Raw genomic sequence first — 11,846 nt, forward strand, 5'->3', positions numbered from 1 at the left:
AGACTCGGAGTCTGCATAGTGTGCGTTCGTGCAGGTCAGCAGCCGGAAATTTCTTCCGGGCCCGGTGGCGTCAGGTGCTGCTGCGGTGGCACACACCGCACGGGATCTTGACCTCGGAGGTCTTGCCCGTGGCCGCGTGGAGCCGGGTCGAGATAGTGACCTTGCCGCCCCGGCAGCCCTTCACCGTGCAGCGCCGGCGCTTCGGCTTCACGGTGGTGGTCGGCCCGGCCCCGCCGGTCTGCAAGGTCCAGGCCGTGCTGATCGCGGCGGCCTTCGCGGTGCTGACGGCCTCGCCCGCCCTGTCCTTCGCCGCGTCGGTGACGTCCTTGGCCTTGCCCTTCGCCGCCGCGGTGACCGCGTCGGTCTTCTCCTTCACGTGGGCCGTGGCCGCCTGCTTCTTGGACCGGCCCCACGCCTTGGCGTCCTTGGTGACCTGCTCCTTGAGCACCTTCACCACGACCACCGCGTCGTCCAGGACGAACCCGGGCTGCAGTTCGCCGGTGAGGGTGACACCGCGCCACTCGGCGGCGAAGGTGTCGCGGTCCTCGGCCTTGCGGCGGCCGGTGCGCGCGGCGAGGGCGGCGTCGACCAGGCCGTTGGTGATGACCGGGTGGTCGTCCCCCTTGCCGCACGAGAGGCAGGTGACGAAGGCCGGCCACACCTCGCGGAAGCCGCGCTTGAAGATCTCCAGGGAGTAGCCGCTGCCGCACTCGGCGCACAGCAGCGGCTGGCCGTTGACCTCGGCCAGGCCCTGGAGCTTGAGGTCGGGCTTCGGGACCATCTCAGTGCTCCTTGGTCGCGGGGGTCCGGGACTGGGTGATGCTCGGGGCGGGGCTGGGGTGGTTCGGGCTGGGAGTGGCCGTGTCGTCGCATCCGCCCGCGAGGTAGAGGCCCAGGGCCAGGCCCGCGACGGCGGCGACGACCGCCTTGTTCTTCGCCCACCAGCTCGGGGGCAGTGGCTCGCTCAGCACGTACTTGACGCCCATCGGGAGTCGTCCTCCGTCGAATCGGGTTTGTCAGGGTTTGGGACCTGGATCGGTCCCGGATGGCGAGTGCGTTGATGCAGGTCAGAAGGGGTGAGGCTCCTGGACGGGACCCGGCCCGACCTGGACAGGGCGCGTCCAGGTCGAGGGGGTCGCTGTCCGGGACGACGGCCACCCGGTCCGGGGTGATACCAGGACATACCGGGCGGCCGTCCGGGGTGAATCCGGGTTCTCAGGCCGTGAGGCCGTACTTCGACTGCACCGTGCGCAGCAGCGCCGCGAGGGGGAAGCCGTTGAGCGCGGACGTGCTGTCGGCCCAGGCGCGCTTCTTCTTCTCCTCGGCCTCGCGCACCACCAGGCGACCGAGCTTCTCGGGGGTGATCTCGATCCCGGCCGCCTTGAGCGCGTCGACCAGGACGCTGCCCGGGAGCCAGTCGACCTCGCCCGCGGCGTCGTCCTCCTTGGCCGCCTGGTCGTAGGCGTTGAAGACGTCGACCAGGACCGCGAGGACGTCGGCGTCGGCCTCGCCCTTCTCCCGGAGCTGGTCGGCGAGGGTCTTCGGTCCGTCCGGCAGAGTGCCGGCCGCGTCCCGCAGGTCGTACGCGCGCTTGCAGAGCAGCTCGACCTCGTCGTCGCTGTAGTAGTCGGCCCGGACCAGGGTCGGGTTGGACCCTTCGGCCCAGAGCAGACCGGCGCCGCGCATCTCGGGCTCGATGGTCTTCGCCGAGTACCCGGCCGCCGCGGCTCCCTTGCCGAGGATCGTGTCGGACGCCTCGGGGGTGGTGCACCGCAGCGCCCACCGGATGGACAGCAGGTCGCGCAGGCTGGTGTCGACCACGTCGGAGCCGGGCTTCTGGGTGGCGCAGAAGGTCACGATGCCCGCCGCGCGGCCCCGGGAGACCAGGTTGCGCAGGAGCTTGGTGATCTTCTTCCCGAACTCGTCGTCCGTCGTGTAGAACATCAACTCGTCCACCCACAGCAGCTTCTGGCGCAGCAGCGGGTATTTGTTCGCCAATTCCTCGGTGACCTTGCGCTTGCCCAGCTTCTTGAGCAGGGCATATCGCGCCTTCATGTCCGCGACGGCCGCCTTGAGCATCTCGTAAAACGCCTCGGGATCGGCGTCGCCCTCGAAGTACTCGCACAGCTCGGCGAACGGCTCCAGGTCGCCGCCGGCCTTTCCGTCCGCGAGCCAGAGAATGACGCGCGGGTCGAGGGCGGCGGCCAGCAGGATCACGTTGCCGGACGCGCTCTTACCCGCGCCGGGCTCGCCGCCGACCAGGCCGGAACGCTCGACCACGGAGATGGAAATCGGCAGGCCGCGCACGTCGGGTCCGACCGCGATTCGGCCCCAGAAGTTGGTGGCGGCCTCCAGCGCGAGCAGCGGGCCCGGGTCCGCCTTCTCGGTGAACGGCAGTTGCTTGGCGACGTAGATTTCCAGGCGACCGGAGCGGGCGCCCTTCCCCTTCGTCTTCACCATGTTGACCTGCGCGTCATCGACTCCGAGCGCCGAGGCGATTTCGGAAATGGCGCGCATTGCCTTCCTCGCGGGAATTCCCGGGGGCAGGTCAATAACCGCCGACCAGGCGCCGCGCGCGTCCAGCATCGGCATCTGGACCATGTGCAGCGACTCGTCCGAGCCGATCACCTTGGCGTGGCGGAACACCTCGTCCAGCATCGGGGCGCTCATCGGGTCGCCGTCGCCGAGGGAACGCCAGTCGGCGGACCAGTCGGTCTCCTCGGTGACCAGGTGGCGGCCCGCGAACGCACCGCCGCTGAAGGTGGCGAGCAGACCGGCGGACGCGCCGAACGCTCCGGCCTCCACGTAGCCGCCGGTGATCGCGGCCAGCGGGGGGCCGTACGCCGCGCCGGCGCGCAGGGCCCGCAGCTTCCGGCGGTAGCTCTTGGCCTTCTTGTGGGCAGCGACGGCCTGCATGGCGACCGTCTGGGTGCGGTCGGCCTCCCGGAGGGCGACCTCCTTCTTGTTCTTCATCAGGGCCGGGGTGAAGCGGGCGGTCTTGGCCGCACCGCGGGCCTCCTTCGCGGCGACGTACGCCTGGTGGGCAAGCGCCTGGGTCTGGATGCCCTCGAAGCCGGTGACCCAGTCCTGCACCCGGCGCGACCCGCGCTTGAACTGCGCGGCGTGGCCCCGGTCGGTGCGCTGGCGGCGGACCCAGCGGCGGTAGGCCCGCAGGCGGGAGCGGTACAGGACGCCGGAGTACATGGCCCAGCCCTCGGGCGTCTTGGCCCAGGCCGGGATGAGCGGGCGGTCGTCGAACGCGTCGAGGTCGAGGTCGGTCGGCTTCTCCAGCTCGGCGGGCGCCGGGGTGACCGTGCCCTCCAGGACCCGGCGGGCCGACTCGACCACGGCCGCGCGGTCGGTGGCCTCGGTCTTGCCACCCAAAGCGGGGGCGGCGTCGGCCGGGCTGCTGTCCGTGGCCGGCCCCGCGCCGTGGACGTAGGTGATGGTGGCCAGGTCCGTACGGTCCGGGTTCGGGGTGGTCGGCTGTTCCGTCATGCTGGTGCTTCTCCTTCGGGAGGAGCGGGGACCTGGCGGTCGCTGTAGGAGGTGGAACGCCAGGTCCCCGCGCTTTCGGGGGTGGGTCAGGCGGCGGCGGTGAAGCCGTCCGCGCACGGGGCGCAGGCTTTGAGCGAGGTGGCGATGCAGTACGGCTTGACCTCGCCGCACTCGGGGCAGGTCCTCCGGGCCCGCATCGCCGCCGCGAGGGAGGCGATCTGGCCGGGGGAGCGGGGCTTGGGCGGGGTCGCCCGGTCGATCGGGTAGAGGCGGGCGAACCGCGGCACACCCGGCGTCGTCGTCTTGTTGCTGAACCACATGACCTGCGCGACTGCCGGGCCCCGGGGCCGGAGCCCCTTCGCCACGAGCTGGTCGCGGGTCGCCAGGCCCTCGGGGGCCAGCTTCCAGAGGTACGTCGGCACGTCGTGCCGCTCCCCCTCCGGGTCCCAGAGATCAGCGAGGCGACCCATGACTCAGGCCCCCAGCGCGGCGGTGTCGTCGCCGCCGTCGATCAGCCGGAGCTTGCGCTCGGCGACGACCAGGTCCCGCAGCCGCCGGGCGTCGTCCCGGCGGATGCCCAGACGCTTCGACAGAGCGGCGGCGGAGATCTGGTTGCCCTCCGCCACAAGCTCGGCGGCGGCCTTCAGCCCGTCCGGCACGAGGGTCTTCAGCTCCTCGTCCGTCCGGCCCCGGCGACTGTTCCCGCTGGCGTCATCGCCATCGTTCCCAGAAGCCTTCCCGCTGCCCTTCTCGCTGGCTTTCTCGCTTGCGCCTTCAGGGGCGTACACCCCAATTCCCGCAAGGGCTGTAGCGCCCTGAGAGGGCCGCCGGAGAGCGGGCAGCGGGAGGGTCGGACCGAGGGTCGGGATGCCCTCGGAGAGACGGTGCGGAAGCGGGTTGTAGAGACTGGCGAGCATCCCCGCACGGACCAGTTCGGGGCGGACGTGCTCACCCAGCTCGAAGGCCGCACCGAGCTGGACCCGGGCGTCGGTGGCCGCCGCGTACACCTCGGCGGACAGCCCCGGCTCGGCACCCTTCTTGATCCGCCACGCAGTGCCGAACGCCTCCTCATCGGAGATCGCCTCGAAGGGCAGAGCCGACAGCAGCCGGTCGGCCTCCTCGGCAATGTCCTTGTGGTGCTTGCGGCGGGCCTTGAGGTGCTTGCGCCGGGCCTTCTCCTGGCGGCGCTCCTCGTGGGTCTTGCCGTGCGACCCGTGGGTCTTCATGTCCCACAGGTAGATCGCGACGATGGACGACCCGGCAAACACCCAGGCGACCCAGGCGTGCTCGGGCAGCGCCTCGGCCCAGTGCCAGTACTGCACCGCCGCCGCGAGGAACGCGGTCACCCACGTAGCGATCCGGTACTTCCCCGCCGGCCTTCCCGCGTCCTCGGCCGCCTTGCCCATGAAGGTCAGGGCCCAGGCCGTGCCCTCCAGCATCGCCGAGAGCAGCGCGGCCAGGAGGACGAACACCCCGGCGCCCGCGAGCGAGACGACCTGGGAGATGACGGCCGGGACGATCGAGCAGACCATCACGAAGCCCACGAAGGCCGTGACGGGGTTCTTGTTCAGCCAGCCGGTCAGCTTGCCGAACCGGGCCCGGCGGGCGGCACGCTTGCGGTCCTTCTCCTGCTGGCGGACCCGGCGGTCGGCCTGCTCCTGGCGGCGCTTGGCGTCGGCGTCCTTGCGGGCCTTCTCGTCGGCGGCCTCCTTGTCGAGGCGCTTCTGCTCACCAACGAGCCGGGCCTCCTCGCGCTTGGCCTCCAGCTCCAGGCGGCGGTCCTCGCGGGCCTGCGCGGCTCGGACTTCGGCGTTCTTCCGGGACTGCTCAGCCTGGGCCGCGGCGTCGGCGCGGCGCTCCTCGCGGTAGCTCATCGGGTACCTCCAGCGGCCGGGCCAGCGAGCCCGGACAGCACGGTCGCCATCTCGGTGCGGAGTCGGGGGGAGACAGGGCGGATGCGCACGCGCCGGGCGAAGGAGTCGCCGCCGGCGGCCGTCGCGCGGGCCACCATCTCGGTGATGACGCTGACCAGGGCGGCCACACCGGCGATCAAGCCGAGGACCATCTCCAGCACGGTCAGCAGGAACAGGGCGAGGTGGGCGAGGGCGCGCTTCATGCCGCCACCCCCGTCTGGACCTCGTCGCGGACCAGGCGCAGGACCGTGCGGACGGCGCGGCGCTCGGCGCGGGGCTGACGGGCGCGGGTGACGGCGGCGGCCGGGTTCGGCCTGCCCACCGAGGCGAGCACCTCGTACGAGTCGAAGTCGGCGGCGGTCCAGTCGGCGGTGAAGTCGTCGTCCTCGAAGCCGAGGGCGTCGTCGGCGGTCTCCAGCTCGACGGCCAGGACGGCGGGGGCGGCGGTCGTCCGGCGGCGCAGCTCCCTCGGCATCCGGCGGAGCAGGGCCCGGTAGTACGCGGCGTCCTCGCGGTCGGTGTCGTTCTCGACCTTGAAGTCGCTCATGAAGGACGTCAGCGCGTCCCGGCTGGCGAGTCCGCCGGCGGTGAAGTCCAGCTCTTCCAGCTCCAGCGGCTCGGGGGAGAACCCGTTCGCGGCCTCGATGAACTCAGCCTCGGTAACGATCCGCTGTCCGTTGACGATGGTGCGCATGGGTCGTGCTCCTCTCGATGGAACGGCCCGAGTGGCCCCGATTGCCGCCCTACGGCGCTCGGGGCCACGCCCGTTTTAGGCATGGCTGTGACCCGGGTACGAACGGCATACCGGGCCCTTCGCCGCTTTCCGCTGAACTAGTTCTGCGGTGCGACGTGACGATTAAGACACCCTCCGCAGCCGGTGTCAATAGAACTAGTTCAGCGAGTCGCCAAGATCTATCCCTGAACTAGTTCTAGGGTTCCAAACGACACGCCGCCAAGGTATGGTCTGGCCTGGCTGTCCAGACAGAACTAGTTCTGACAGACTGGGGTACGCGCAATCACACATGAGGGAGCAGGCGTGGAGGAGAGCAAGGTCCCGAAGGTTCAGCGGCTGGCCGCTGAGCTTCGAGACAAGATCCGACGGGGCGTATATCCGCCCGGGTCCCCCCTGCCGAAGGTCCGCGACCTACAAGAGGCCGAAGGTGTCGCCTTCCAGACGGCCCGGGATGTGTACAAGGTCCTGGAAGACGAGGGCCTGATCTTCTCCCGGCGAGGAGAGGGCACCTTCGTCTCCCCGATCCTCGGCAAGATCCATCGCGACGGGACCGGCCGGTACATCAAGGCTGCCCGCGAGGAGGACGGAGCCCGCGGCGCGTTCGCGAGCGAGATCGCCCGCCTGGGCATGACGCCGTACTCCGAGACCGTGATCGCCCGGCTCAAGCCTCCGGCCAGGATCGCCAAGATCCTGGGCACACACCACGCCGCGAAGGTCTTGGTCCGCGCGCGCACCATGCGTGCGAACCAGTCCGTCGTACAGGTCGCCACCTCGTACTTCCCCGGAGACATCGCCTTCGGGACCCAGCTCGAAGAGCAGGACACAGGTGAGGGCGGCAGCAAGTCCCGCCTCGCGGACGCCGGCCACGCTCAGCGGCGGATTCGCGAAGAGGTCGACGTCCGCCCTCCGACCAAGGAGGAGGCAGAGGCCCTCAACATCCCGACCTCTCGCTCGGTCTACGAGATCACTCACATCGGCCTGACCGCCGAGGGGCGAGCTGTCGAGGTCTGCATCCACGTCCTGCCCACCACCCTGTGGTCGCTCAGCTACGAGTGGCCCATCGACCAGCCCGAAACCTGAGAGGACCCCACCTTGAGCACCAAGAACGCGATCGTCCGTGACGCGACCGAGCGGTACCTGAAGGAGCGTCGGGAGTCCGGCGAGAGCCGCGGCGCCTTCGAGACCGAGATCAAGCGGCTCGGCGGTACTCCTCGCGTCGAAACCCAGGTTCGTCGGGGCTCTGCCCCGGTGGAGGTCGCCTCCATCCTGGGGATCACGGAGGCCGAAGAGACCGTGGTCCGCGCCCGCCACATGTACAACGGCGACCAGCTCGTCCAGCTCGCCGACTCGTACGTGCCGCTGGACGTAGCCGAGGCTGCGGGCATCGAGAACCCCGACCCGGGCCGGGGCGGCATCATCAGCCGGATGGCAGAGGCCGGGTTCGCCCAGACCGAGATCATCGAAGAGGTCGTGCAGTACCCGGCCACCCAGGTCGAGGCCGACGCCTTCGGTGTGGAGGTTGGGAGTCTGCTCATGCAGATCACGCACATCGGCCATGCGGCAGACGGACGGGCCGTCGAGGTGACCGTTCACAAGCCGGGACCCGGCTGGGTGCTCCGCTTCAGCACTCCCCTGAGCTGACTCCCGTGGGGCCCGGAACCCCGGGCCCCACACCCCGTTCTCATCACGACGCGGTCACCGCACTTGATCGTCTGCACCGCAAAACGGGATGGATCATCCCGAGCGAGCGTGCACGATGAAGATCCACAGCGGATGTGGGTGCACGATGACCCCAGAAACGCCGAAGGCGCCCCTGGCAGGGCGCCTCGGTTACAGCAAGGCCGGGATGGTCCCCGGCGAAGTTCGAGCGGTACGAGAAAGGACGCTCTTCCATGAGGGTACGAGATGTATCGGCCCCGGTGCCACATCGCCGGGAGAACAACACGGCTGCAACCCGGGCGCTCCGGGCAACATTGCTGGCCAGCGCTCTGCGGTACGCCGAGCGCGGGATGTACGTCCATCCGCTGCTGGTGGGCGCGAAGGAGCCGAGGTGGCTCGACTGGGAGGCGCGGGCGACCCGCGACCCCGAGGTCATCGAGCGCACCTGGGGCCGCGCCCCGTTCAACATCGGCGTCGCCTGCGGTCCGTCCGCTCTCGTCGCGGTCGACCTGGACGTCCCCCACGACGGTGAGGTGTCCGGTCTGGCCGACATTGTCGACGGCATGACGATGCTCGACTCTCTCGCCGCGCAGATCCCCGGCGCGCAGATCACTCCCACGCTGACCGTCCGTACGCCGAGCGGCGGACGTCACCTCGTCTACCGGGCTCCGGCCGGGGTCGGGGTGCGCAACACCGCCCGCACCATCGGGTGGTGCATCGACACCCGGGCCGCCGGTGGCTACATCGTCGGCATCGGCTCGCAGGTCGACGGGGTTCCGTACGAGCTGGAGGGCAGCGTCACCGATCCGGCGGTCCTGCCGGAGTGGCTACTGACCCTGATCACGGCCGCCCCTGAGCCACCCAAAGCCGGGGGAGCGCCGCGCCGGGCCGATGTGGTCGCCCGGCTGCGGGACCTGACCCGGCAGGGCACCCGCGAGGACCGGTGGGCGCACGGCATCCTGCGCAGCGAGTGTGACGAGCTGGCGGCGATGAAGCCCAACTCCGGCCGCAACAACCGGCTGAACCTCGCGGCGTACCGCGCGGGCCAGCTCGTCGCCGCCGGCCTCCTGGACCAGGCCGTCGCCGAGGAGCACCTGACGGAGGCCGCGCAGGCGTCCGGGCTCGGCGAGAAGTCAGCGTTCGAGATCGAGAAGACGCTCCGCTCCGGCATGACCGCTGGGCTGTCCCGGCCGCGCCGGATGGCGACCGCGCCCGCGCGCCGGATGGGCGGTGCTGCGTGAACGACTTCGCACCGCAGGACACTAAGGTTCAGCGCCACGTAGACCACGCCTCGGAACTGATGACGGCCCCGGCGGCGTACCACCGCCCCGGGGCCCGGCACCCGAGGAGTGGCCTCGAATGCGAGACCGTCGTACCCCGCCGCACCTGCTTGCGTCCCCGTCTGGCGATCGGGGGTGCGGCATGAGCGAGGACATGGACCTCAGCCCCGAGGACCTCGCCGCCTTCCGGGCCTGGAAGGAGTCGACGCAGTCGGCGCCGCCGCAGCCGCGGGGGCCGGCCGCGAAGAAGGGTGACGGCAAGCCGCCGTCCGTGGCGGACCAGATCATCGCGATGGCGGACAGCCGGTACGAGTTCGGCACGTCCGACGCGGGCGACCTGTACGCCGTGCCGAAGGACGGTCCGCGGATCGCGCGCCTGCTGCGCGGCGGTCGGATCTCGCTGCGCGCCGAGCTGGCCCGGACGTACTACGGCCTGCACGGCAAGGCGGCGTCGTCCTCGGCGCTGGCCGACGCGATGCTCGCCATCGAGGGCCGGGCGCAGGCGGAGGACCCGGTGCCGCTGCACCTTCGGGTCGCGCCGCTCGGGAAGCGTCCCGAGGACGGGTTCCTCCTCGACCTCGGACGCGCGGACGGCCTGGTCGTCACCGTCACTCCGCAGATGTGGAGCGTGGGGCCGGCCGCGCCGGGTCAGCCTCTCTTCCGGCGCTCCCAGCTCACCCAGCCGCTGCCGATCCCCAAGGGCGGCGGCTCGCTCAAGGAGCTGCGCGGGCTGCTGAACGTCACAGACGAGTCGTGGCCGCTGCTCGTGTCGTGGCTGGTCGCCGGTCTCGTCCCGGGCATCCCGCACCCGCTGCTGTTCCTCTCCGGCGAGCAGGGCACCGCGAAGTCGACCGCGACGAAGATGCTCGTGCAGCTGCTCGACCCGTCCGCCGCGCCCGCGCGGTCGACGCCGAAGGACCCGGACGACTGGTCCACGGCGGCGGTCGGCTCGTGGGTGGTCGGGCTCGACAACCTCTCGCGGATTCCCGAGTGGCTGTCGGACGCGATGTGCCGCGCGGCCACCGGTGACGCCAACGTGAAGCGGACCCTGTACTCGGACTCCGACGTCACGGTGCAGGAGTTCCGCCGGGTGCTGATCGTCAACGGCATCGACGTCGGCACGCTGCGCGGTGACCTCGCGGACCGCATGATCCCGGTGCACCTGCACCGGATCACCCAGCGGCGCACCGAGACCGCGCTGTGGGAGGCGTACGACGAAGCGCAGCCGCGTATCGTCGGCGCCCTCCTCGACCTCCTCGTCCGCACCCTCCAGGAGCTGCCGGAGGTCCGGGAGAAGGCCGACAAGGGCGAGATCCCGCTGCCGCGTATGGCGGACTACGGCCTGATCATGGCCGCGCTCGACAAGGTCAGCGGCAGCACGACCACGAGCATCCTGAGCGACTACCTCAAGCAGCGCACCGAGCTTGCCGAGGAGGTCGTGGAGTCCAACCAGGTCGGCACCCAGGTGCTGACCTTCATGAAGCGGATGCCGCCCCGCCAGGAGGACGGCCTCCAGGTGTGGCACGGCACGGCCGCCGAGCTGCTGGACGAACTGACCAGCCAGATCGGCATGACGAACGAGCACTGGCCCAAGACGCCGGGCGTCCTGTCGAACCGGCTGAACCGCGTCGCCTCCGACCTCGACAAGCTCGGGGTCGACATCGCCCGTACCAAGTCGGGGTCGAAGCGCTCCTTGACCGTCACCTACGTGCCGAAGCCCGACCCGTCCGTCCCGCAGCCGGCACCCGAGCCGGTGCAGGAACCGCTGATGCAGTAGCGCCGCCGCTCTGCCGCCGACCCGCCGTGCACCGCACAGGCGGGCTTTCGGCGTACCCGCGTGGAAGGGCGGACTATCTAGCTTGATTGAACGCGAAACCCCAGGCCAGGAACCCCCGCACGGAGGTTCCGTGCGGGGTTGGGACGCACTCTCGGGGGAGTGGGACGCTCATCGCCGGGCGGCGTACTGGGCCCAGGCGTCGGCGAGGGTCTCCAGCGCGGCCGGGGAAGCGCCGGCGGCGTCGAGGTGGTCGACGTACGTCTCCAGCTCGTCGGGTTCCTCCGGCCAGTCGGCGTCCGCCGCGGCGTCCCTCGCGAGGTCTCCGATTGCCCCCCTGACCTGCGTGAACTGGTTCAGCCAGTCACCGAAGCCGCTCATCCGCCCGCCCCTGTCTCTCGCCTGCAGTCGACCGCCGCACCCTATCCCGGGGCCCCGTCGAGCTGCTCACGGAGCGTGAGGGATTCGTGGGGCGAGGGACGCTCTTGGTTGGGACGCACACCAGGGACGCACTTGGGACGGAGTGCGTCCGGAGGGCCCAAAGTGCGTCCCTGGGACGCACTGCGTCCCTGCTGCGTCCCACGTGCGTCCCTACCTCTGACCTGGCGCGCGCCCCATATGCGGCTTTTTTTGGGACGCAGGGACGCTCTAGACCCCCTCATCTCTGTTGGAATGTCGAGGAAGAGAAGAGAAGAAGAGGTGGAGTGGGGAGCCATCAGAGATGACGGGTCAGAGTGCGTCCCTGCGTCCCAACTTCTGTCCGCGCGATCAACGGAAAGTGATCTCCTTCGACCCGCACCCGGCGTCGAAGCGTCGCGCCGAGCACGCCGCCCCGCCTTTGGGTGGCCCAGAGCAGCCACGTGACCGCTCAAGCGCGCTTCGCGGCCGGTAGGCAGGACGACCTTCGTGGGCCGGGCCGCAGCGCTCATGCGGTGTGCAGGAGCGCGGCGGTGCGGGTGACGTGCGGTAGGCCGCGGGCCGCGCCCGGC

General features: G+C 70.6%; 12 protein-coding genes. 4 read left to right on the plus strand and 8 right to left on the minus strand.

Features of this window, described 5'->3' with window-relative positions; translation table 11 throughout:
- Window positions 1-70 precede the first annotated feature (70 nt).
- From B7R87_RS32935 to B7R87_RS32965, 7 genes are all read right to left on the minus strand, one after another.
- Complete coding sequence (locus B7R87_RS32935) at window positions 71-781, minus strand: hypothetical protein (RefSeq protein WP_006351144.1); 711 nt, start codon at window positions 779-781, stop codon at window positions 71-73.
- A 1-nt stretch (window position 782) separates the two neighbouring features.
- The gene (locus tag B7R87_RS32940; protein WP_006351145.1) at window positions 783-986 is read right to left on the minus strand and encodes a hypothetical protein; all 204 of its coding nucleotides are present in this window, start codon (window positions 984-986) and stop codon (window positions 783-785) included.
- A gap of 229 nt (window positions 987-1,215) precedes the next feature.
- A complete protein-coding gene (locus B7R87_RS32945; RefSeq protein ID WP_006351146.1) occupies window positions 1,216-3,498 on the minus strand; it encodes an FtsK/SpoIIIE domain-containing protein in 2,283 nt (760 codons plus the stop codon).
- Window positions 3,499-3,584: 86 nt separating this feature from the next.
- Entirely contained in the window at window positions 3,585-3,968 is a 384-nt protein-coding gene (locus B7R87_RS32950; RefSeq protein WP_040917217.1) for an RRQRL motif-containing zinc-binding protein, read from the minus strand.
- Between the two features lie 3 nt (window positions 3,969-3,971).
- Window positions 3,972-5,372 (minus strand): DUF2637 domain-containing protein, encoded by a 1,401-nt coding sequence (locus tag B7R87_RS32955; protein ID WP_006351148.1) that lies wholly within the window; start codon window positions 5,370-5,372, stop codon window positions 3,972-3,974.
- Window positions 5,369-5,614, minus strand: coding sequence for a hypothetical protein (locus B7R87_RS32960; protein ID WP_006351149.1), 246 nt, complete (start codon window positions 5,612-5,614; stop codon window positions 5,369-5,371). Before B7R87_RS32960 ends, B7R87_RS32955 begins: the two co-directional genes overlap by 4 nt.
- The gene (locus B7R87_RS32965; protein WP_006351150.1) at window positions 5,611-6,105 is read right to left on the minus strand and encodes a hypothetical protein; all 495 of its coding nucleotides are present in this window, start codon (window positions 6,103-6,105) and stop codon (window positions 5,611-5,613) included. Before B7R87_RS32965 ends, B7R87_RS32960 begins: the two co-directional genes overlap by 4 nt.
- A gap of 342 nt (window positions 6,106-6,447) precedes the next feature.
- Here B7R87_RS32965 and B7R87_RS32970 point away from each other — a divergent pair, with 342 nt between their 5' ends.
- The 4 genes from B7R87_RS32970 (at window position 6,448) to B7R87_RS32985 (ending at window position 10,860) form a co-directional block, all read left to right on the plus strand.
- Entirely contained in the window at window positions 6,448-7,224 is a 777-nt protein-coding gene (locus tag B7R87_RS32970; RefSeq protein ID WP_006351151.1) for a GntR family transcriptional regulator, read from the plus strand.
- Between the two features lie 12 nt (window positions 7,225-7,236).
- Window positions 7,237-7,785: a UTRA domain-containing protein gene (locus B7R87_RS32975; protein WP_006351152.1), complete on the plus strand. Its 549-nt coding sequence runs from the start codon at window positions 7,237-7,239 to the stop codon at window positions 7,783-7,785.
- Window positions 7,786-8,036: 251 nt separating this feature from the next.
- Window positions 8,037-9,044, plus strand: a complete 1,008-nt coding sequence (locus B7R87_RS32980; RefSeq protein WP_078902502.1) for a bifunctional DNA primase/polymerase — start codon at window positions 8,037-8,039, stop codon at window positions 9,042-9,044.
- Between the two features lie 181 nt (window positions 9,045-9,225).
- On the plus strand, window positions 9,226-10,860 hold the full coding sequence (locus tag B7R87_RS32985; protein WP_157997851.1) for an ATP-binding protein: 1,635 nt from the start codon (window positions 9,226-9,228) through the stop codon (window positions 10,858-10,860).
- A 168-nt stretch (window positions 10,861-11,028) separates the two neighbouring features.
- Here B7R87_RS32985 and B7R87_RS32990 read toward each other — a convergent pair whose 3' ends face one another.
- Entirely contained in the window at window positions 11,029-11,238 is a 210-nt protein-coding gene (locus B7R87_RS32990; RefSeq protein WP_006351155.1) for a YozE family protein, read from the minus strand.
- Between the last annotated feature and the right edge of the window lie 608 nt (window positions 11,239-11,846).

It is taken from the genome of Streptomyces tsukubensis, assembly GCF_003932715.1.
Taxonomy (GTDB): Bacteria; Actinomycetota; Actinomycetes; order Streptomycetales; family Streptomycetaceae; genus Streptomyces; species Streptomyces tsukubensis.